The organism is Streptomyces antimicrobicus, assembly GCF_020532625.1.
GTDB lineage: Bacteria > Actinomycetota > Actinomycetes > Streptomycetales > Streptomycetaceae > Streptomyces > Streptomyces antimicrobicus.
On sequence record NZ_JAJAUY010000034.1, the window covers coordinates 29,377 to 50,317 of the forward strand.

At 73.5% G+C, this 20,941-nt stretch carries 22 protein-coding genes; 6 read left to right on the forward strand and 16 right to left on the reverse strand.

The window, feature by feature from the left end:
- Positions 1-19: 19 nt before the first annotated feature.
- Genes LG632_RS11840 through LG632_RS11880 form a run of 9 tightly spaced genes read right to left on the reverse strand, consistent with a single transcriptional unit; the run spans position 20 to position 8,401 of the window.
- Complete coding sequence (locus LG632_RS11840) at positions 20-1,840, reverse strand: AGE family epimerase/isomerase (protein WP_226726950.1); 1,821 nt, start codon at positions 1,838-1,840, stop codon at positions 20-22.
- A 3-nt stretch (positions 1,841-1,843) separates the two neighbouring features.
- Positions 1,844-2,293 carry a VOC family protein gene (locus tag LG632_RS11845; protein WP_226726951.1) on the reverse strand — a complete coding sequence of 150 codons (450 nt, stop codon included), beginning with the start codon at positions 2,291-2,293 and terminating at the stop codon, positions 1,844-1,846.
- Positions 2,293-2,904, reverse strand: coding sequence for a DJ-1/PfpI family protein (locus LG632_RS11850; RefSeq protein WP_226726952.1), 612 nt, complete (start codon positions 2,902-2,904; stop codon positions 2,293-2,295). Before LG632_RS11850 ends, LG632_RS11845 begins: the two co-directional genes overlap by 1 nt.
- Positions 2,897-4,510: a GMC family oxidoreductase gene (locus LG632_RS30520; protein WP_226726953.1), complete on the reverse strand. Its 1,614-nt coding sequence runs from the start codon at positions 4,508-4,510 to the stop codon at positions 2,897-2,899. Before LG632_RS30520 ends, LG632_RS11850 begins: the two co-directional genes overlap by 8 nt.
- A 13-nt stretch (positions 4,511-4,523) precedes the next feature.
- On the reverse strand, positions 4,524-4,895 hold the full coding sequence (locus LG632_RS11860) for a nuclear transport factor 2 family protein (protein ID WP_226726955.1): 372 nt from the start codon (positions 4,893-4,895) through the stop codon (positions 4,524-4,526).
- 55 nt (positions 4,896-4,950) lie between these two features.
- Positions 4,951-5,406, reverse strand: coding sequence for a nuclear transport factor 2 family protein (locus LG632_RS11865; protein WP_226726957.1), 456 nt, complete (start codon positions 5,404-5,406; stop codon positions 4,951-4,953).
- 17 nt (positions 5,407-5,423) lie between these two features.
- Entirely contained in the window at positions 5,424-5,855 is a 432-nt protein-coding gene (locus LG632_RS11870; RefSeq protein WP_226726958.1) for a nuclear transport factor 2 family protein, read from the reverse strand.
- Positions 5,856-5,883: 28 nt separating this feature from the next.
- Positions 5,884-7,530: a thiamine pyrophosphate-binding protein gene (locus LG632_RS11875; RefSeq protein WP_226726960.1), complete on the reverse strand. Its 1,647-nt coding sequence runs from the start codon at positions 7,528-7,530 to the stop codon at positions 5,884-5,886.
- 46 nt (positions 7,531-7,576) lie between these two features.
- Positions 7,577-8,401: a type 1 glutamine amidotransferase domain-containing protein gene (locus tag LG632_RS11880; RefSeq protein ID WP_226726962.1), complete on the reverse strand. Its 825-nt coding sequence runs from the start codon at positions 8,399-8,401 to the stop codon at positions 7,577-7,579.
- A gap of 207 nt (positions 8,402-8,608) precedes the next feature.
- Here LG632_RS11880 and LG632_RS11885 point away from each other — a divergent pair, with 207 nt between their 5' ends.
- The 5 genes from LG632_RS11885 to LG632_RS30530 all read left to right on the forward strand — a co-directional run bounded on the left by LG632_RS11885 (position 8,609) and on the right by LG632_RS30530 (position 12,152).
- Positions 8,609-8,917, forward strand: a complete 309-nt coding sequence (locus tag LG632_RS11885) for a UBP-type zinc finger domain-containing protein (RefSeq protein WP_226726963.1) — start codon at positions 8,609-8,611, stop codon at positions 8,915-8,917.
- A complete protein-coding gene (locus LG632_RS11890; RefSeq protein WP_226726965.1) occupies positions 8,914-10,671 on the forward strand; it encodes an FAD-dependent oxidoreductase in 1,758 nt (585 codons plus the stop codon). The genes LG632_RS11885 and LG632_RS11890 overlap by 4 nt, the downstream gene beginning before the upstream one ends.
- Before the next feature lie 72 nt (positions 10,672-10,743).
- Positions 10,744-11,286, forward strand: a complete 543-nt coding sequence (abmR, locus tag LG632_RS11895; RefSeq protein WP_226726966.1) for an ATP-binding transcription factor AbmR — start codon at positions 10,744-10,746, stop codon at positions 11,284-11,286.
- A 72-nt stretch (positions 11,287-11,358) separates the two neighbouring features.
- Positions 11,359-11,688, forward strand: a complete 330-nt coding sequence (locus LG632_RS30525; RefSeq protein WP_308108272.1) for a putative quinol monooxygenase — start codon at positions 11,359-11,361, stop codon at positions 11,686-11,688.
- Positions 11,685-12,152 (forward strand): group II truncated hemoglobin, encoded by a 468-nt coding sequence (locus LG632_RS30530; RefSeq protein ID WP_308108273.1) that lies wholly within the window; start codon positions 11,685-11,687, stop codon positions 12,150-12,152. The genes LG632_RS30525 and LG632_RS30530 overlap by 4 nt, the downstream gene beginning before the upstream one ends.
- A 51-nt stretch (positions 12,153-12,203) precedes the next feature.
- Here LG632_RS30530 and LG632_RS11905 read toward each other — a convergent pair whose 3' ends face one another.
- From LG632_RS11905 to fmt, 6 genes are all read right to left on the reverse strand, one after another.
- Positions 12,204-12,581, reverse strand: a complete 378-nt coding sequence (locus tag LG632_RS11905) for a barstar family protein (protein ID WP_226726967.1) — start codon at positions 12,579-12,581, stop codon at positions 12,204-12,206.
- The gene (locus LG632_RS11910; protein WP_226726968.1) at positions 12,578-13,018 is read right to left on the reverse strand and encodes a guanyl-specific ribonuclease; all 441 of its coding nucleotides are present in this window, start codon (positions 13,016-13,018) and stop codon (positions 12,578-12,580) included. Before LG632_RS11910 ends, LG632_RS11905 begins: the two co-directional genes overlap by 4 nt.
- Positions 13,019-13,080: 62 nt before the next feature.
- Positions 13,081-14,094, reverse strand: coding sequence for a sugar-binding transcriptional regulator (locus LG632_RS11915; RefSeq protein WP_226726974.1), 1,014 nt, complete (start codon positions 14,092-14,094; stop codon positions 13,081-13,083).
- A 143-nt stretch (positions 14,095-14,237) separates the two neighbouring features.
- Entirely contained in the window at positions 14,238-14,924 is a 687-nt protein-coding gene (gene rpe, locus LG632_RS11920) for a ribulose-phosphate 3-epimerase (RefSeq protein WP_226726969.1), read from the reverse strand.
- 210 nt (positions 14,925-15,134) lie between these two features.
- Complete coding sequence (locus tag LG632_RS11925) at positions 15,135-16,571, reverse strand: RsmB/NOP family class I SAM-dependent RNA methyltransferase (protein WP_226726970.1); 1,437 nt, start codon at positions 16,569-16,571, stop codon at positions 15,135-15,137.
- Positions 16,572-16,636: 65 nt separating this feature from the next.
- Entirely contained in the window at positions 16,637-17,581 is a 945-nt protein-coding gene (gene fmt / locus LG632_RS11930) for a methionyl-tRNA formyltransferase (RefSeq protein ID WP_226726971.1), read from the reverse strand.
- 231 nt (positions 17,582-17,812) lie between these two features.
- Between fmt and LG632_RS11935 the strand changes: the two genes are divergently transcribed.
- The gene (locus LG632_RS11935) at positions 17,813-18,313 is read left to right on the forward strand and encodes a hypothetical protein (protein WP_226726972.1); all 501 of its coding nucleotides are present in this window, start codon (positions 17,813-17,815) and stop codon (positions 18,311-18,313) included.
- 394 nt (positions 18,314-18,707) lie between these two features.
- Here LG632_RS11935 and LG632_RS11940 read toward each other — a convergent pair whose 3' ends face one another.
- Positions 18,708-20,837, reverse strand: coding sequence for a primosomal protein N' (locus LG632_RS11940; RefSeq protein ID WP_226726973.1), 2,130 nt, complete (start codon positions 20,835-20,837; stop codon positions 18,708-18,710).
- Between the last annotated feature and the right edge of the window lie 104 nt (positions 20,838-20,941).

The following is a 20,941-nucleotide window of genomic DNA, read 5'->3' on the forward strand; positions in this document are numbered from 1 at the left end:
CGGGGCGCCCCCGTTGGCGCTACTTGGTCACCGGCCGCAGCCGGACCTTGACCTTGACCCGCCCCTGGACGTCCGGGAGGTGGACGGTCAGCTCGTCCGCGTCGAACTCCTCGTACGGCTTCTCGTCGATCTCCACGGAGGCGATCCGCACCGAACCCGCGGGCAGCAGGTCGGGCGCGACGCGCAGCACGCGGCCGGGCAGGTCGGTCGGGGCCGGTTTGAAGTGGAAGTCCATCTCCCGGCCGTTGACGAGCAGGTTGTTGTAGACGGCGGCGAGATAGCACAGCTCCGCCGAGTGGTACATGGACATCGAGTGGCTGCCCTTGAGCCGCTCGGTGCCGAGCAGGTACGGCGTGCCGCTGGCGAGCACGTTGAAGTAGACGGCTCCCTCGTCGTGGTCGAGGAAGAAGGTGTTGTAGAACGCCTGCGCCTGGCGGGCCTCCTTGCGGAAGTCCTCCCCGCCGAGGGTGCCGTGCAGGATGAGGTAGGCGAGGATCGCCTGCTCCTGCTGCCACCACGCCTTGCGGTCGTGCCAGGCGAAGCGGTACGCCTCCTGGTCGCCCTCCTTGATCCGCTCCACCACGTCGTACCAGCCGCCGCGCTGGAGGTCGCTGCCGACCGCCGGCATGATCTCGCCGATCTTCCGCGCGAGTTCCTGGTAGGCCGGCTTGGCCTTCAGGGAGTTCATGCGCATCAGGTTCCAGGCGATCTTGAGGTTGTGGCCGACGACCGCGCGGTTCTGCTGCCAGCTGTGCGCGGTGTCGTGCGACCAGTCGCGGAAGAAGCGTTCCTGGACGAACGGGCTGTGCGCGTAGTCCGGGAAGCGCTCGGCGATGGTGTCGAAGGTGTACTCCAGGAAGTCGGCGTACTTCCGGTCGCCCGTCGCCAGGTACAGGTTGATCAGGTACGCGGGCGCGTGGTCGCCGACGGAGTTCCAGTTCTTGCGCTCGGCGTTCTCGCCGAGGGACTCGTGGTCGGGGCTGAAGAGGATCGGGTCGATGTGCGAGTAGTAGCCGCCCTGCTCCTCGTCCTTGAAGAACTTGTCGAAGAGCCGGATGGTGGCGTCCGCGTCCTCCTTGATCCGGGTGTCACCGGTGACGCGGTAGGTCTGGACGGGGCCGGCGAGCGCGTAGATCTGCTCGTACATCGGGATCGCGTCGTAGTCGTCGGAGAACTCCGAGGTGAAGAGCTTGCGCTCGCTGTCCCCGTCGACGCTGATGCCGTGGTACCAGAAGGTCACGTCCTCCTCGGTGTCCACGACCCGCATGTGCTTGCGCAGGTACTCGGTGCCGCGCTCGGCGACCTCCAGGTACTCGTCCTTGCCGGTCAGCAGGTAGGCCGAGGCCATCCCGTAGACCAGCCGGGAGATGGTGTCGGTCTCCTGGACGTGGCTGGCGGTCTTGTCGCCGCCGAGCCGGATCTCGGTGCGGTACTCGGCGAAGTCGACCGGGCCGTCGCCGAACTGGGCGCGCCGGTAGAAGGAGGCCAGCGACTCGATCTGCTTGACCCACCAGCCGGCCTCCTCGAACCGGTAGTCCTCCGCGCCGCGCCCGAGGAAGACCAGGCGCTTGGCGTCGAACCGGCCGCCGTGCTCGGGGTAGTGGATCCCGTAGGCGAAGACGAAGCGGCCGGGCGAGAGCATCTCGTCGAGGTGGCCGGAGGCGTCGATGTAGGGCTCGTCGAGGTTGCGGACCAGTTCGGCGCTGGGGCCGGAGGCGAGCGAGACGTCGAACGGACGGCCGTCGGCGGTGTGCAGCTTCAGCTGCCGGGTCTCCGAGTCGAAGTGGTCGATGTAGCCGGCGATGGTGTCGGAGAAGGAGAAGCTCACGGCGTCTGCCATGGGTCACGCACCGTCCTTTGTCGTGTCGGCGTCGTCCTGGTAGCCCTGGCTGACCTCGACGATCACTCCGTCGGGGTCGCGCAGCCAGACGGTCCGCCAGCCGCAGATGAAGTCGTCGAAGTCGAGCGGGCCGAGCGTCACGTCGGCGGCGTCCCCCATGCGCGCGAGGAAGGCGTCGACGCTGTCGGTCTGGAAGGCGAGGTGCCGGATCCGGCCGGGGGCCTGGGGTCCGTCTCCCCCGGCCACCGCCGGGGGGACCCCCACGTCCGCCCGCCGGGCCGGCTCGGCACCGGCCGGGAAGAGCTCCAGGTACGCGTCCCCCCTGCGCAGGAAGACGATCTGCGTGTCACCGAGGTCCACCACCCGGGCCCGGGCGAAGCCGAAGTACCGGGTGTAGAAGTCCTCGGTGGTCTTCTGGTCGGCGCAGTTGAGGCCGACGTGCGACCAGCGCATCAGCCGGCCCCCTGGCCCCGCCGGGCGGCGATCAGGTCGATGATCCGGCGGGCGAACAGGTGGTGGTGGGCGCCGGTGCGGCCGGTGACCAGGTCGCCGTCGACCACCACGTCCTCGTCCACGTACTGCGCGCCCATGTTGCGCACGTCGCCGACGAGGTTGTTGTGGCAGACCACCTTGCGCCCGCGCACCGTGCCGGGGATCGAGGAGGCCAACCACATGCCGTGGCAGATGATCCCCTTGAGGACCGTCGGCTCCTCGAAGGCCCGCCGCAGCAGCTCGGTCGCGGGCGCCGGCGCGTCCACGTCCTCGGTGTAGCGCAGCCGGTCGGCGACCATGCCCGAGGGCACGATCAGCGCGGCGTAGCGGCGCAGCTCCTCGTCGCTCAGCCCCTCCAGGGACCGGTTCGCCGTGAAGGGCGCCCGGTACTCGTGGCCGCTGAAGGTGAGGGATGCGTTGCCCCACAGCCGGGTCAGGAAGTCGACCTCGGCGCCCTCCTCGGCGAACCGGCGCTGGTAGTAGAAGATCTCCGGCTCGTAGAAGTCGCTCTCGACCAGGACCGCGATCCGCGTCCCGGTCAGCGCGCCCTCGCGCAGGACCACCTCAGACACGGGACACCCCCTTCAGGAAGTCCGCCGCGCGCTCGGCGATCATCGCGATGGCGGTGTGGCAGTTGCCGGACGGCACGGCGGGCATCACGCTGGCGTCCACGACGCGCAGGTTGCGCACCCCGTGCACCCGCAGCTCTGGGTCGACCACCGACAGGTCGTCGACGCCCATCCGGCAGGAGCCGGACTGGTGGTGGTAGCTCTCCGACTTCTGCCTGACGAAGGCGCGCAGCTCGTCGTCGGAGACGACGCCCGGACCGGGCTGGAGCTCCTGCTTGTACCAGGGCGAGAAGGCCGAGGTCGCGAAGAGCTCCCGGGCCAGCTTGACGCCCTGCACCATCCGCTCCAGGTCCCAGCGGTCGCCCAGGTAGTTGGGGTGGATCAGCGGGTCGGCCAGCGGGTCGGCGCCGGCGAGCCGGATCCAGCCGCGAGAGACCGGGCGGACCACACCGGGCAGGATGCTCACGGTGTTCGGGTGGGACCGGCCGACGATCACGTCGAACGGGACGTGCACGAAGGCGATCTGGAGGTCGGGGGCGGGCAGACCCGGCCGCGAGGACAGGAACAGCGCGCTCTCGGAGAGGTTCTGCGCCGGTGCGGGCAGTTCCTGGGTGACCTCGGCCATCAGCCCGGTCAGGACGTGGTTGTGGAAGTTCTCGCCGACGCCCGGCACGGCGGCTGTGACCGCGATGCCGTGCTCGGCGAGCTGCTGCGGGTGGCCGATGCCGGAGAGCAGCAGCAGCTTGGGCGACTCGATGGCGCCGGCCGCCACGATCACCTCGCGGCGGGCCCGCACGGTGTGCAGGCCGGGTTCCCCGGCGGTGCCGTGCGCGTCGCGCACGTCCCGGCCCGGGAAGTCGGCGGGCGGGCTGAGCTGGACGTACTCGGCGCCGGTGCAGGTGTCCCCGTCGAACAGCAGCCGGGTGGTGCGGGCGCCGGTGCGCAGGGTGAGGTTCGGGCGGGTGAGGGCCGGCTCCAGGTACGCGGCCAGGGCGCCCTGGCGGCGGCCGTCGGCCACGTCGATGTGGTGCCAGCCGGTGCCGAACAGGCCGCCCCGGGGGCCGTCGGTGTTGAAGTCGGCGATCTCCTGGTGGCCGAGCTCGACGGCGGCGTCGATGAAGGCCCGGGAGACCGGGTTGGGGCGGTGCCGACCGGCGTGGGTGACCCGCTGCGGTCCCCGGGTGCCGGTGGTCGGCGCGGTGGCGTCCTCCTGGGCCTCCAGCAGGGCGAAGTACGGCAGCACGTCCTGGTACGACCAGCCCGCGGCGCCCTGGTAGGCCCAGTTGTCGAAGTCCGAGGCGTGGCCCCGGACGTGCATCATGATGTACAGGTTGCTGCTGCCGCCGGGTGCCTTGCCGCGCGGCTCGTACGTCCGGCGTCCGTCGAGGCCGGGCTGCGGGACGCTGGTGTAGCCCCAGTCGACGGGCCCGCCGAGCAGCTTGTACCAGGAGGACGGGTCGTCGACCTCGGGCGGGATCCGGGAGCCGCCGGCCTCCAGGACCAGGACCGAGACGTCGGGGTCCTCGCTGAGCCGGTGGGCCAGGACGCTGCCGGCGGTGCCGGAGCCGATGACGACGTAGTCGTAGGTGGCGTTCTCGCGATCGGTCACGGGTGGCCGCCCCTCAGTCCTGGCTCAGGACCTGGAACGGGACGGTGTCGTGGTAGTTCGCCATGTAGGCGATCTTCCCGTCCACGATCCGGAAGAAGTTCATCACCTCGGCCTCGACGCTCTCGCCCGAGGCGCTGACGGCGCTCAGGTGCGAGACGGCCGCGGCCTTCTCCCCGTCGACCAGGAAGTGCACGGGCTCGTTGCGGAAGACCCGGTACATGGTCCCCATGCCCTTCATCATCGAGCGCAGGGTCTCCAGGCCCTCGATGTGGCCGGCGAGCTGTTCGTCCATGACCTGGTCCTCGGCGAACAGGTCGCACCAGCGGTCCCAGTCGCCGGCGTTGGCGTACTCGTAGTACTTGGTCAGGATCTGCCGCGCATCCATCTCCGCTGCTTCCTCCCCCTCATCGGTCCCTGCGGTCTCATCGGTCCCTGGGGACTCATCGGTCCCTGCGGATTCCGTCCGGGCCGACGTGCGCCCAGAACTGGCTGAAGGCGGTGGCCGTGTCGCCGAACAGGCCGTCGCGGCCCTCGACGATCCGGCCGTCCTGCCAGCGCATGAAGTGGAAGACCTGGTAGTCCATCCGCTCGTACGGGGAGTCGCTGCCCTCGGGCGCTCCCGCCCGCGCGGCGGTGTTGCGGCACACGTCCGCGGAGCAGTCCTCGCCGACGAGGACCGCCTCCAGGTCCATCCGGAAGGTGCCCCCGGTCAGCTTGTGGGTCTGCCCCATCAGCTCCAGGAAGGCGTCCAGGCTCTCGTACCAGCCGGCCAGCGGGTGGTTTCCGGGGACCAGCCAGCGCAGGTCCTCGGCGTAGTACTCCAGGATCCGTTCCCGGTCCCCGGAGCCCAGGGCCGCGTACGCGGCCCGCACCCGCTCGGGCGTCACCTCGGTCATCGTCCGCTCCCCGCCGCTCACAGCGACGCCGAACCGGGCATCGGCGCCAGCTCGTTCACCGTGTACCGGCTGATCCGCGGCCCCTTCGGGCCGGGGACGACGACCCAGGTCTGGTCGGCGTCGAAGCCGAGCCAGACGCTGCGGGCGGCCGGCGCGTCCCAGATCCTGGCCTGCCAGTTGACGAGGACCCGGACCACGGCCCGGTCGCCCTCGATCACCGGTTCCACCTTGGTGACGGTGTGCACCTCGTCGAAGAAGCGGTGCGTGACCGCCTCGTACCAGCGGCTGAAGCCCTCGTGGCCGACGAAGGTGTCCTCGGGGACCTCGAACTCCAGGTCCTCGGTGACGAACTCCAGCACCTGCGCCAGCCGCACGTGCTGGTCCAGGGCCACGTACCACTTCTCGGCGAAGCCGCGGATCGCGTCCTCGGTCAACCCCTGGGCGGCCATGCGTCCTCCCTTGCTCGGTCTTCGGACTTCAGATCTGGATGTCGACGAGGAACGGCCCGGCGTGCGAGAGCATCCGGCCGACGGCGGCCACCGCCTCCTCGGGCTTCTCCACCCGCGTCCCGGCCACCCCCAGCGACCGCGCCAGCCCGGCGAAGTCGATCTCGGGGCGGGAGAGGTCGAAGGACCCCGGGAAGTCGTGCTCGGGGATGGAGCGCTCCCGCCAGTACTCGGCGATGTTGTCGTCCAGCAGCCGGTACTTGCGGTTGTTGCAGACCACGAACTTGGCGTGGACGCCGTGCCGGGCCGCCGTCCACAGCGCCTGGTAGGTGTACATCGAGCCGCCGTCGCCGGAGAAGCCGACGACGAGCCGGCCGGGGTGGGCGAGCTTGGCCCCGACCGCGCCGGGGAAGCCCACGCCGAGCGAGCCGCCCCGGGTGAGGTGGTAGTCGCCCGGCCGCTCGGCCGGCAGGTACCGGGTGACCAGCGGGGAGGTGGTCAGCGCCTCGTCGAAGACGATCAGGTCACCCCCGGTCCGCTCCGCCAGCGTCCGCAGGAACACCGCCATCGGCGACTCGTCCTGCGCCCCGGCCCCGGCCGGCCGCCCGGCGAGCGCCCGCTCCCGGGCGCGCCGGTCCAGCCGGGCCGCCGCGGCGGCCCGCCGCTGCGGGCTCAGCTCCCGGTCCAGTACGCCGGCCAGGGCGCGCAGCGCCTGCCGGGGGTCGGCGGCCAGGCCCAGGTCGACCGGGTGGTTCTTGGCGATCTCGTAGGCGTTCAGGTCGATGTGCACGACCTTCGCGTCCGCCCGGAAGGGGCTGGCCAGCTCCGGGAAGACCTCGGGGAAGACGTAGGTGCCCACGATCAGCACCCCGTCCGCGTCCTGGACCAGTTCCTTGCTGTGCGGGCCGAACATGTGCCCGGTCTGGCCGCGCCGCAGCGGGTGCGAGGCGGCGATGTTGACCTCGCTGGAGTCGACCTCGTACACGTCGGCGCCGAGCAGTTCGGCGACCGCGGCGAGCTCGTTCTGGGCCCCGGCCAGCGACACCCCGTCGCCGACCAGGATCACCGGCCGCTCGGCGCCGGCCAGCAACGCGGCGGCCCGGCCCACCGAGGCCGGCGACGGCGCCACGTCGGTCAGGGGGACCGTGGTGGGCAGCACCGGCTCGGAGTTGAGCTCGTCGAGCACGTCCATGGGCAGGGCGACGAAGACCGGGCCGCGCGGCGGGGTCAGGGCGATCTTCACGGCGCGCCGGATCGTGCGCAGCAGCGAGTTCGGGTCGGTGACCCGGGTCGCGTACTTGGTGACCGGCCGGGCCATGGCCACCAGGTCGGCGGCCATCTGCGCGTCCATGGCGTCGTAGCGGACCCCGGCGTCACCGGCGACCACGACGAGCGGCGTGTGGCCGCGCAGCGACTGGTAGAGCATGCCGATGCCGTTGCCCAGACCCACGCCGGAGTGCAGCTGGAGCAGGGCCGCGCCGCCGGTGGCCCGGGCATAGCCGTCGGCGATGCCCGCGGCCACCGTCTCCTGGAGGGCGAGGACGTAGGTGAAGTCCTCCGCCGCGTCGGCGGCGTCGAGGAATCCCTGTTCCACCGTGCCCGGATTTCCGAACATCACCGTCAGGCCGTCGGCCTTGAACTGCTCGATCAGCCTTTCCCGGCCGGGAGTGGCTTCCATGAATTCCCCCTCCATTCCCCCTCCATTCCCCCGAGAATTCCCCCGCTCACCATCCGTACCGGGTGAGCCCGTCCTCCAGCACTTCCACGATCTTCTGCCCCGTCAGATACGAGTCGGGGGTCGAACGGCCGGTGACGAACGGGAAGTCGACGATCACCGACAGCGGCTTTCCGAAATTGCCGTGGTACTGCCCGCGCGGACCGGTCGCGTCGCGCAGGATGTACTCCAGCGGGTACGGCGGCGGGCCCATGTTGAAGTCGGTGCCGAGGAATCCGGTGCCGTCCTTGTAGTCGTACTCCTTGCAGTGACCGGTGACGTGCTTGCCCCAGATGATGCTGCGGCGGTCGTCCCAGTCCCGGGCGAAGGCCAGGCAGGCGACGCCGTAGCACTCGGCGGCCACGACCTTGCCGGCCTTCTTGAAGGCCAGGATCAGCGCGTGCACCCGCTCGTTGTTGGCGAGGTCGGCGATGGGGCCGCTGCCGCCGACGATCAGGATCGCGTCGTAGCCGGCGATGTCCTGGTCGAGCCGGTCCAGGTCGCGGTGGTACTGCTCCAGCTTGCGCAGGTAGCCCTCGTCGCTCGTGTACGGGCGCTCGGGCACCCAGGCCTCGATGTCGAGGGGCGAGTCCAGCCGGCTCGACCGCTCGAACTCCCGCCCCAGCCGGGCGTTCTCCTCGGTGGTGACCGAACGCCCCAGGGGAGGGTCGACGTAGTTCGCGTCGAGGCTCGGCGGCAGTGCGTGCGCGCGCTTTCCGGTCGGGGTCGCGAAGACGACTTCGTATCCCCGCTCGTCGAACTTCGAGACAGGTCCTATCAGTTCCTCGGACCAGTAACCGTGTTCGGAGACAATGACCAGAATCTTTCTGCTCACGGATTCCTCCAGGCGCCGCCTGTTGTCGTTGGCGTGGTCCACAGTGGTGCCGCCGGGAGCCCGCGTCAAAGCGCCCGTGTGCGACTTCGTGAGGTAGTCGGCCAGGTCGTCGGGGCACCTGACGAAGTCGCCGCCGAGTTCAGGAAGTAGCCGCCGGACTTCCTGACGTCGGCCGAATCGGTGAACCGTCCCGGGGGTGCCCGCCCTATGGTCGGGCGGAATCTCGGACACACGGGAAGGGACGCGCGGGTGGACAGGATCTGCACACACCTCGATGAGGTGCGCCCGGTGGAGCCGGGCACCGAGGGCTGCGAGGAGTGCCTCGCCCTCGGCGACAGCTGGGTGCACCTGCGGATGTGCCTGAGCTGCGGGCACGTCGGCTGCTGCGACTCCTCGAAGAACCGGCACGCCACCGGGCACTTCCACCACACCGAGCACCCGGTCGCCGCCTCCCACGAGCCGGGCGAGACGTGGGCCTGGTGCTACGCCGACAAGATCATGCTGGACGTCGCATGAGCGCGGCACCGGACACCGGCCGGGTGGAGACCCCCTCCCCGGCGCCGCAGAACGCCCCCGCGCAGGCCCCCGCCACCGCGACCGCCCACGCGGAGAACCGCAAGCCCGTCATCCTGGCCGTGGACGACGACCCGCAGGTGCTCCGGGCCGTCCGCCGCGACCTGCGCAGCGCCTACGGCGACCGCTACCGCGTGCTGGGCGCCTCGTCGGCCGCCGACGCGCTGAAGATCCTGGACTCCCTCGACGAGCGCGGCCACGACCCGGCGCTGTTCCTGGTGGACCAGCGGATGCCGGACGTGACGGGCGTGGAGTTCCTGCTGGAGGCCGTCAGCAGGTTCCCCGACGCCCGCCGGGTGCTGCTGACGGCCTACGCCGAGACGGACGCGGCGATCACCGCGATCAACCGGGTGCGGCTGGACTACTACCTGCTCAAGCCGTGGGACCCGCCGCACGAGCGGCTCTTCCCGGTCCTGGACGACCTGCTGTCGGACTGGCTGGCCACCTACCGGCCGGCGTACGACGGCATCATCGTGGCCGGGCACCTGGTCTCCCCCGGCACCCACGCCGTACGGGACTTCTTCACCCGCAACGGCCAGCCGTTCCGCTTCCTCAACGTCGAGCGCGACCCCGAGGCCCTGACCCTGCTCGCCGACCGGCCCGACGCCACCTTGCCGCTGGTCCGGTTCCCCGACGGCCGGCTGCTGGCCGCGCCCACCGACGCCGAGCTCGCCGCGGCCCTGGGCCTGGCCACCACCGCCTCCCGGCCGCACTACGAGTGCGTGATCGTCGGGGCCGGCCCGGCGGGGCTCGCCGCGGGCGTGTACGCCGCCTCCGAGGGCCTGTCCACCCTGATGCTGGACTCCCGGGCGCCCGGTGGCCAGGCGGGCACGTCGAGCCTGATCGAGAACTACCTGGGCTTCCCGTCGGGCCTGTCCGGCGGCGACCTGACCCGGCGCGCCACCATCCAGGCGTCCCGGTTCGGCGCGGAGATCCTGCACCCGGTGGAGGTGGTCTCGCTCACCCGGGACGACCCGGCGAAGATCCTCACCCTGTCGGACGGCACGGAGATCTCCGCCGAGACCGTCCTGCTGGCCACCGGGGTGGCGTACAACAAGCTGCCCGCCGAGGGCGCGGAGCGGTTCGAGGGCGCCGGGCTGTACTACGGCGCGGCCACCACCGAGAGCTCGGCCTGCATCTCGCAGCACGTGTTCATCGTGGGCGGGGCGAACTCGGCCGGGCAGGCCGCGGTGCACTTCGCCAAGTACGCCGCCCGGGTGACGGTGCTGGTCAGGGCGGCGTCGCTGGACGAGAGCATGTCCCGCTACCTGATCGACGAGATCGACCGCACCCCGAACATCGAGGTCAGGGTGCGCACCACGGTGGTGCGCCTGGACGGCGGCGACCACCTGGAGCGGATCACCCTGCACGACGCCGACACCGGCGAGGACACCGAGGTCCCGGCCCGCTTCATGTTCACCTTCATCGGCGCCCGGCCGCACACGGGGTGGCTCCAGGGCGTGGTGGAGCGGGACGAGTACGGGTTCGTGCTGACCGGCTCGGACCTGATCTCCAACGGGGGCGAGCTGCCCTCGGAGTGGAGCCTGGAGCGGGCCCCGTACCCGCTGGAGACCAGCGTGCCGGGCGTGTTCGCGGCCGGTGACGTCCGGGCGCACTCGGTCAAGCGGGTGGCGTCGGGCGTGGGCGAGGGCGCGATGGCCGTCTCGCTGATCCACCGCTACCGGTCGATGGGCTGAGGCGTTCCCCCGTCGGCGTAACCGGCCGCGGGACCTTGCGATCACCGGCAGAACGGATGCAACGTTGATTACATGATTACAGCCGAACAGCGTGAGCAGCTGCGGGCCTGGTTCGCCGAGCGCCTGCCGGTGGACGTCTACGAGAGCCTCGTGGACGTCGTGGTCGACCGCGAGGAGATCACCGTCGTCGGCCGCGTCCCCGCGGCCGAGTCGGTGAAGGAGTTCCGGGAGCGCACCCGGGAGCAGCGCATGGAGGTGGCGCGCGAGGCCGAGGGCCTCTACCGCCGCAAGGTCGCCTGGGGCGTCGAGACCGACCAGGGCCGGGTCCTGTTCACCCATCTGGCCGTCCCCGTCATGACCCGGCTGCGCCAGTCCGAGCGCCAGGTCCTCGACACCCTGGTCGCCGGCGGGGTGGCCCGCAGCCGGGCCGACGCCCTCGCCTGGTGCGTCCGCCTGGTGTCGCAGCACACCGACACCTGGCTGGCCGACCTGCGCGACTCCCTCGACCAGGTCCAGCGGGTCCGCGCCCAGGGCCCGGACGTCACCGCGCAGGGCCCGGCGGCCGCCCGGGCGGACGCGGAACCCGCCGACTCCCAGGAGTCCGGGGACGAATGACGCATTCGGCTGACGGGCGGCCTCCCGGGCCGCGAAGGTGACTCCGGAGCACCTGACCGAGGGAGACAGACCATGACCCAGACCGTCGAGTACATCCGCTACCGGATCGCACTGGACGACCAACAGGCCTTCGAGGACGCCTACCGTCGCGCCGCGGAGTCACTGGCCGCCTCGCCCCAATGCGTCGACTACGAGCTGACCCGCTGCCAGGAGGAGCGCGAGCGCTACATCCTGCGCATCCGCTGGACCTCGATCGAGGACCACCTCCAGGGGTTCCGCAAGGGCGAGCACTTCCCGGCGTTCTTCCAGGCGATCCGGCCGTACGTCTCGGCCATCGAAGAGATGCAGCACTACCTCCCCACGGACGTCGTCGGCACGGGAAAGGCCGCAGCGGAGCAATGAGCACCACGCCCACGATCTACGAGTGGATGGGTGGCGCAGAGGCGATGAAGCGCCTCACCGCCGCCTTCTACGCCCACGCCCTGCAGGACCCGGTCCTCGAACCGGTCTTCCGGGGCATGGACGCCGAGCACCCCCAGCACGTGGCCGTCTGGCTGTCCGAGGTGTTCGGCGGCCCCGCCGACTACTCGGCCCACCACGGCGGCCACCAGCACATGGCCACCCAGCACCTGGGCCGCGGCATCACCGAGCAGCAGCGCCGCCGCTGGGTGGACCTGCTGCTCGACACGGCCGACGAGGTGGGCCTGCCCACGGACCCGGAGTTCCGTGCCGTGTTCGTGTACTACATCGAATGGGGCACCAGGATGGCGTTGATCTACTCGGGGGAGGACCCTCCGCCGGTGGACGCCGCCGAGGTGCCGGTCTGGTCCTGGGGCCGGACCCCGCCGTGGATCCCCGGGAGCTGACGCCCAGGAGCCGAGGGCCGGGCGCCGGAGCCGCCGGGCGGCGCCGGCGTCCTATCCACGGCCGGGCCGGTCCGCCAGGAGCACCTGGAGTTCCGGCCCGGTCCCCTGCTCCCGCCAGAACTCCTCGGCCTCCCCGAGGATGTCCTCGAAGGTCTCCCAGTCGGCCGGCCGCGCCCGCGCGTAGCCGCGCCACGAGGTCACCGCGAGCAGCCGGCCGGGCGCGGGGCCCAGCCAGGACAGGTCGACCAGGCAGTCCGCCAGCGCGTCCCAGTTCCGCCCGAACCACTGCGGCAGCCGCAGGGCCCGGGCGCACCGGTCCATCAGCTCGGCCTTGCTCCGTACGCCGTCCAGGTCCAGCCGTACGGTGGTCCACCCGGCCTCCTCGGCGGCGGCCAGCGCCGGGGCGATCGGCTGCGGGTCCAGGGTCATCTCACCACCGCCTTGAAGCTCTTGTAGTGGTCGTCGGTGTAGTAGGACTCCCCGCCCTCACCCGTGACGATCCGGCGCGCCCCGCGGTCGCGCGACCCGGGGGTGGGCACCGTGAACTCGCGGTAGTAGCCGCGTTTCTGACGGGGCAGCGCCTTCTCGAAGTTCCCGAAGACCGTGCCGTCCTGCCGGTAGGGATAGGGCCCGCCCCGGTCGATGAGCGCGAGGGTGTCCCGCGCCTGCGGCGGCAGGTCCGCGGCCCGGACCGTCACCATCCCCCTGGCCCAGTCGGGCGCGGTACCGGCCGGCGCCGAGGGCACCACGGCCTGGCGCCCGCCGCCGGCTCCGCTCCCGCACGCCGCCGTGGCCAGGAACACGGCGCAGAGGAACACGGCCCCCAGCGCCCGCAGCAGAGCGCGCGGCACACTCCGGTAGATCATGCGCCGATAGTGCCAAACCAACCGTTGCGGGGCGAACCGGCGCCCGGCCCCGGTCGCCGGTCTCAGTCGTCGGGGTCGGCCCGCTCCAGCGCCGGCCGCAGCGGGGGCGCCGACTCGGTCAGCAGGTAGTCCGCCGCCGCCGTGTCGGTGACCAGGCTGGTCACCAGGCCCGACCGCAGCACCGCGCCGATCGCCGCGGCCTTGCGCAGGCCGCCCGCGATCGCCACGACCTCCGGGATCCGCCGCAGCCGGTCGGCCTCGACCGTGATGCAGCGCTCGCCGAGGTCCCGGCCCACCCGGCGGCCCTCCGCGTCGAACAGGTGCGCCGACATCTCCGCGGCGACGCCCAGCGAGGCGTAGTGCGCCCGCTCCTCGTCGCTGAGCATGTCGTGCACCGTGGAGATGCCCGGCTCCCACGAGCCGATCGACACGGCCGCGACCGTGACCTTGTCGAAGTACTCGAACGCCCGCGCGATGCCGGTCTGGCTGCGCAGCGCCGCCGCCGTGGCCGGGTCGGGCAGCAGCATCGGCGCGTAGATCGGGTGCGCGTCCCCGCCCGAGACCTGGGCCGCCCGGCGGACGGCCTCCACGGACCCGCGCTCGGCGGTCCCCGCGTCGTACACCCCGGTCAGCTGGACGACGGTGCACGGCGGCAGCCGGTGCAGCGCGGCGGCCATGTGGATGGTCGAGCGCCCCCAGGCCAGGCCCAGGACGTCGCCCTCGTTGACGAGCTCGCCCAGCAGGTCGGCGGCGACCGCGCCGAGGTTCTCCGGGTCGGGGGCGTCCTCCGCCGCGTCGGCCGGGGACTCCACGACCACCGCGTGCCGCAGTCCGTAGCGGGCACGCAGGGCGTCGGAGCGCTCCGCGTCCAGCTCGGCCGGCACCCTGATCTCGATGCGGACCAGATCGCGTTCCAGAGCGGTCTCCAGGACCCGCGCCACCTTGAAGCGGCTCACGCCGAACTCCTCGGCGATCTGGATCTTGGACTTGCCTTCGAGGTAGAAGCGGCGGGCCATGGCCGCCGCCTGCACCAGCTCCGCGGGTCCCATCCGCAGGGCTGACCGTCCCGCCGACATTGCAGACACCGCGCTCTCCTCACTGCTGTTCACACTCTCGACTCGCCGTTCATCCTGTCAGATCCGGCGGCCGTTGATCAGCCCGGACAGCCGCCTTCTGGCGAGCTGTTCACCGAGGCTTCGCGTTGCGCGTCCCGTGCGCCTCAGTGGTCGCAGGCCCAGGGTGCCGCGGCGATCGCCGCACCCGCCTGCTCACGCAGCGTGCGCACCGCCGCGGCCGGATCGACGGCCCCGTAGACGGCGCTGCCGGCGACGAACACGTCGGCGCCGGCCTCGGCACAGCGTTCGATGGTGGAGGCCGAGACCCCACCGTCGACCTGGAGCCAGACCTCCAGTCCGTGCTTGGCGATCAGCTCGCGGGTGCGGCGGATCTTGGGCAGCATCACGTCCAGGAACGGCTGCCCGCCGAAGCCCGGCTCGACCGTCATGATCAGCACCATGTCGAGCTCGGGGAGGATGTCCTCGTACTGCTCGATCGGCGTCGCGGGCTTGAGCGCCATGGAGGCACGGGCCCCCTTGGCGCGGATCTCGCGCGCCAGCCGTACGGGCGCCCCCGCGGCCTCGGCGTGGAAGGTGACCGAACCGGCCCCCGCCTCGACGTACTGCGGGGCCCAGCGGTCCGGGTCCTCGATCATCAGATGCAGGTCCAGCGGGATGTCCGTGGCCCGGCCGAGCGACTCCACGACGGGCAGCCCGAGGGTCAGGTTCGGGACGAAGTGGTTGTCCATGACGTCGACGTGCAGCCAGTCGGCGCCCCCGACGGCCTTCGCCTCGTCGGCGAGCCGGGCGAAGTCCGCGGACAGGATGCTGGGATTGATCTGAACGGCCATGCCCCAAGCCTGCCATGCCGGGGGCCGGTTTCCGCCCCCGGCCGAAGGCGGAACGGGCCGGAACCGGCCCCTCGACCGTGACATGCGCCACTGCCGCCACCGGCGTCCCCACCGCACCGGCCGCCCGGCGGCCCCGGGCCGGGCCGGTGGGGGTCGTGCGCCGCCGCCGGGCCGGGCCGGTGGGGGTCGGGCGCCGCCGCCGGGCGGGCGTCAGGCGGTGCGGCGGAGCAGGGCCAGGTACATCGCGTCCGTGCCGTGCAGATGGGGCCAGAGCTGGATGTCCGGGCCGTCGCCGAGGGCCGTGACCCCCGGCAGCAGCGGCCGGGCGTCGATCAGCTCGGCCCGCGCCGGGGCCGCGCCGCCCCGGCCGCGCAGGACGTCGTCCACCACGACCCGGGTCTCGGCCAGGTGCGGGGAGCAGGTCGCGTAGCCGACCACGCCGCCGACCCGGACGGCCGCCAGGGCCTCGCGCAGCAGGCCGCGCTGGAGCGGGGCGAAGCCGTCCAGGTCCTCCGGGCGGCGCCGCCAGCGGGCCTCCGGGCGCCGGCGCAGGGCGCCCAGCCCCGAGCAGGGCACGTCCATCAGGATCCGGTCGAAGGAGCCGGGCCGCCAGGCCGGCCGGGTGCCGTCGGCGGTGATCACCTGGTACGGGCCGGGGTTGCCGGCCAGCGCCCGCTCCACCAGCCGGGCCCGGTGCGGCTGCTTCTCGGAGGCCAGCAGGAACGCCCCGCGCTGGGCGGCCAGCGCGCCCAGCAGCGCGGCCTTGCCGCCGGGGCCCGCGCACCCGTCCAGCCAGCGCTCGTCGCGGCCCTCCAGCGGAGCGTTGGCCAGCGCGACGGCCACCAGCTGGCTGCCCTCGTCCTGCACGCCCGCCCGGCCCTCGCGGACGGCCTCCAGGGCGCCGGGCTCGCCGCCCTCGGCGAGCCGCACCGCGTACGGCGACCAGCGCCCGGGCAGGGCCGAGTCCTCACCGACGGCGTCCAGCAGTTCCTGCGGGGTGGAGCGGCCGGGGCGGGCCACGAGGGTCACCTCGGGCCGCTCGTTGTCGGCCTCCAGCAGGTCCTCGATGCCGGCGCGGCCACCACCGAGGGCGTCCCACAGCGCGGAGACCACCCAGCGGGGGTGCGAGTGGACCACGGCGAGGTGGTCCTCGGCGTCCTCCTCGTAGGGCGGTGCGACCCGCTCCAGCCAGCCGTCCAGGTCGTGCGCGGCGACCTTGCGCAGCACGGCGTTGACGAACTTGGCCCGGCCGTCGCCCAGCACCACCCGGGCCAGCTCCACGCTCGCCGACACCGCCGCGTGGCTCGGGATCCGGGTCCCCAGCAGCTGGTGCGCGCCCAGCGACAGCACGTCCAGCACCGGCGGGTCCACCTCGCGCAGCGGCCGGTCGATGCAAGCCGCGATCACCGCGTCGTACGTGCCCTGCCGGCGCAGGGTCCCGTACACCAGCTCGGTCGCCAGCGCCGCGTCCCGCGCCTGGAACTTCTCGTCCTGCCGCGCCTTGCGCAGCAGCGGGGGCAGGACGAGGTTGGCGTAGGCGTCGCGCTCGTCCACGGCCCGCAGCACCTCGAAGGCGAGGATCCGCACGGGGTCCTTCTGCGGACGCCGGTAGGGCTTGGCGGGACGGCGACGGGGCTGTTCGCTCACGTGAAAGGTGCTCCGGGAGTATCGGATGGAACGGGGTGGGCCGGACGGCGCGTGCGCCGTCCCCCTCAGCCTACGTCGGTGCCGCCGAGCCGCTCACCGGGAGCGATCCGCACCCCGCGGGCCCAGTCCGCGCCCCGCATCGGCTTCTTGCCCTGCGGCTGCACCCACAGCAGCTCCACGGCGTGCGAGCCGGTGCCGACGTGGACGTGGTTCTTGGCGGGGGCCAGCTCGCCGGGCGCGAGGTCGGTGCGGTCGCCCACCAGGCCCACCGAGATCAGCTTCAGGCGTTCGCCGCGGAAGACGGTCCAGGCGCCCGGTGCCGGGGTGCAGCCGCGCACCACGCGGTCGGCGCGCAGCGCGGGCGCCGTCCAGTCCACCCGGGCGTCCTCGACGGTGATCTTCGGGGCCAGGGAGACGCCCTCCGCCGGCTGCTCGACGGCGCGCAGGCTGCCGTCCTCGATGCCGTCCATGGTGGCCGCGAGCAGGCCCGCGCCCGCGAAGGCGAGACGGGTGAGCAGGTCCCCGCTGGTGTCGGTGGGGCGCACCTCCTCGGTCAGCACGCCGTAGACGGGACCGGAGTCGAGGCCTTCGTCGATGCGGAAGGTCGAGGCGCCGGTGACGGTGTCGCCGGCCATGATCGCGTGCTGCACGGGCGCGGCGCCGCGCCAGGCCGGCAGCAGCGAGAAGTGCAGGTTGACCCAGCCGTGCCGGGGGATGTCGAGCGCGTTCTTCGGGATCAGGGCCCCGTAGGCGACGACCGGGCAGCAGTCCGGGGCGATCTCGCGCAGCCGCGCCTGGAAGTCCTCGTCGCGCGGCCGGACCGGCTTGAGCACCTCGATCCCGGCCTCCAGCGCCCGCTCGGCGACCGGGCTCGCGACCAGGCGCCGGCCGCGCCCGGCGGGGGCGTCGGGCCGGGTCACGACGGCGGCGACCTCGTGCCGCCCGGAGGCGATGAGGGCGTCCAGGGCGGGGACGGCGACCTCGGGGGTGCCTGCGAAGACCAGCTTCACTGGGGGTCCTACCTCGCTCTCTCGGCGGTCAGCAGCGCACCAGTCTATGAGGCGGCCGCCCAGGGGGCGTACGCGGACCAGCGCGCCTTCCGCATATGCCGACACGCCCCTGGAGCGTGACTCCTCGCCCCATGGCGCGTTGGGTCAAGAGAGATTGACCCGAAACGGGCCGCGATCGACCGTCACATGCGGCCCGGTCCGCTCCTCAGCACCGGTTCGAGAGGCTTGTTCATGGCCGACCACGCCACCCACGACGCCCAAGCGCGGGCCAGCCTGCACCTGCTGGTGCGGGACATCGAGCGGGTCCGCCGACAGGTGGATGCCCTGCGTACGCTCACCGCCCAGCTCGGCAACGTGTACCGCCCGCGCCGCTCCGGTCCCTCCACGGGGTTCGTCGTCTACGGCCGCGCGCCCGCCCCCACCGTACGCCTCGCGCAGGAACTGCGCGACAGCGTCGAGACGTTGGTGACCGCCGCGGTCGACTTCGACCGCTCGCTCGGCTTCTCGTGGGACGCGGTCGGATCCGCGCTCGGGGTCACCAAGCAGGCCGTGCACCGGCGTTACGGCGCCCGCCGGGCCCAGGCCGCCGAGGCGGCCGAACCGCTGGCCGAGGGCACGACGACCCGCACCCTGGGCATGCCCACGGTCCCGGCCGCCCGCGCGGTGCCGCCGCAGCCGGTGCGCGAGGAGGCCGCCCGCACGGCCGCCTTCCCCGGCCCGCGCAACGGCTGACCAGGCCTCCCTGCGGGGCCCTGCCCCGTGCGGCTCCGCCGCGGGACACCGACCGTCCGCGGACGGCGGGCCCGGGTGGGCCGGTCGCGCAGTTCCCCGCGCCCCTGGACGTCGGGCTCCGGCCGGACCGGAGCCACCCCTCCGGGGCGCGGGGAACGGCGCGACCAGCCACCCCGCACCCGCGGTCAGCGAGAACGGCAGCCCCCGCGGCGGGGGCCCACCCCGGCAGAGCCGGTGCCCCCAGGGGCGCGGGGAACTGCGCGGCCGGCACACCCCGGGCCCGCGGTCGGTGACGGCGGCCGCCCCCGCGGCGGAGCGGGGGCGGCCGGGGCCGCGCCGGCAGGGGCGCGGTTCGGCCCGGCCGAGGCACGAGAGTCACCCGCGGCGCAGCCGGTCAGCCGATGTCCACCGGGTCGATCCGGACCCGTACCGCCTCGGCCGCGGGCACCCCGCGCGCCAGGCGCGCCGCCTGGGCCGACTTCAGGGCCGAGGCCAGGGCCGCGCCGCTGCCCGGCGGGACCCGGACCAGGGCCCGGTCGCCCGGGGAGGGCTCGCCGCGCCGGCCGGGCAGCGGGACCGGGCCCAGGACCTCCGCGTCGGGCGGCAGCTCGGCGGCCGCCAGGAAGGCGAGCACCGCCTCCGCGCGGCCGGTCACCGAGGCCATCCGGGAGACCGGCGGGAACCGCAGTGCGGCCCGCTCCGCCAGCTCCCGCAGGGCGTGACCGACCGGGTCCCAGCGGACCAGGGCCTGCACCGGCGGCAGGGTCGGCTCGGCGACCACCACCACCTGGCCGTCCCCGCGCACCAGCGCGGCGGCCGCCGTCCAGCGCCGCAGCGCCTCCTCCCCCGCCCGCAGGTCCGGCAGGCCGAGCATGGCCCAGCCGTCCAGCAGCAGGGCCGCCGCGTATCCCGGGCCCTCGGCCACGGGCTCGGCGCCGGGGGTGGAGACCACCAGCGCGGGGGCGTCCGGCACCCGCTCCAGCACGTGGTCGCGGCCGGAGGTGCGCACCGGGACCTGGGGGAAGGCCCGGCCCAGCTCCTCGGCGGTGCGCCGGGCGCCCACCACCTGGGCACGCAGCCGGAAGGAGCCGCACGCCTCGCAGTGCCAGGCGGTCTCCGGCCGGCCGCACCAGGTGCAGCGCAGCTCCCGCTCGTCCGGCGCCTCCAGGGGGCCGGCGCAGGCCGTGCAGCGGGCCGGGGTGCGGCAGTCCTGGCAGGCCAACCGGGGGGCGTAGCCGCGGCGCGGGACCTGCACCAGCACCGGGCCGCGGGCCAGCCCGTCCCGGGCGGTCTCCCAGGCCAGGCTCGGCAACCGGGCGGCCCGGGCCGCGCCGTCGCGGGCCAGCAGTTCGTCGCCGACGGTACGGATCCGGGGCGCGGCCTCGCGGACCGTCTCGCGGGCGGCCACCAGCGGGCGCGCCCAGCCGGTCTCCACCAGCTGGGCGGCCTCGACGGTGCAGCTGACGGAGCCCAGCAGGAAGCCGCAGCCCTCGGTCACGGCACGCAGCTCCAGCACCTCGCGGACGTGCGGGAACGGCGCGTGGTCGTCGCTGTGGGCGGAGTCCCCGTCGTCCCAGAGGGCCACCAGGCCGAGGTCCTTGACGGGGGCGAACATGGCGGCGCGGGTGCCGACGACGAGCCGCACGGAGCAGCGCAGCACCGCCAGCCACTGCGCGTACCGCTTCTCGGGGCCGGACTCGGCGGTCAGCAGGACGTGCCGGCCGGGGCCGAGCAGGGCGGTGAGCGCCTCGTCCACCCGGGCCGCGGCCCGGCCGTCGGGGAGCACGGCCAGGGCGCCCCGGCCGGACGCCAGGGCCGCCGCGAGGGCGCGGGCCAGTTCCTCGGGCCAGGTCGGGCCGGGCAGCGCCGTCCACACGGCGCGGGGGGCGGAGCCGGCGGCCAGCTCGCGCAGGAAGCCGGGACCGGCCGGGTAGCGGGACCATCCGCCGGGCTCGGGGGCCGGCGGCGGGGGCAGCGGGTCGGGCGACGGCCGGCCCTCGGCGCGTGCGTGCCGGGGCGGGATGGCCAGCTGGAGGACGTCGGCGAGGCTGCCGGCGTAGCGGCGGGCGACGGCCCGGGTCAGGGCGAACACCTGCGGGGTGAGCACCTGCTCCGGGGAGACCACCTGGGCGAGCGCGGCCAGCGGACCGGAGTAGTCGCTCTCGGCGACCCGGTCGACGATGTAGCCGTCGACGAGGCCGCCGCCCTCGCGGCGGCCCTCGCGGACGCGTCCCTTGCCGGCGCCGAAGCGGACCCGGACGCGGACACCGGGGCGGGCCTCCTGGTCGAGGTGCTCGGGGACGGCGTAGTCGAAGGGCCGGTCCAGGTGGAGGACGCCCTTGTTGACCACGACGCGGGCGACCGGCAGGTGCGCGGCCTGCGGGACGCCTCGCCAGGTGCGGGGCCGGGCCTTCTCCTCGGCCGCGGCCTTCGCGCGGGCCTCGGCCACCGAGTCCCGGATGAGCGCGAGCTGCTCCGGCGGGCCGCCCCCGTCCCGCTCCGCCGGTTCGTCGTCGCTGCTCACAGCAGCATTCATACCAAACGGCACCGACATCACGAGCCGGCCCGGGACGGCCCGAGGGCCCGGACCGACGAACGGTCCGGGCCCTCGGGGCGAAAGCCGGTGCT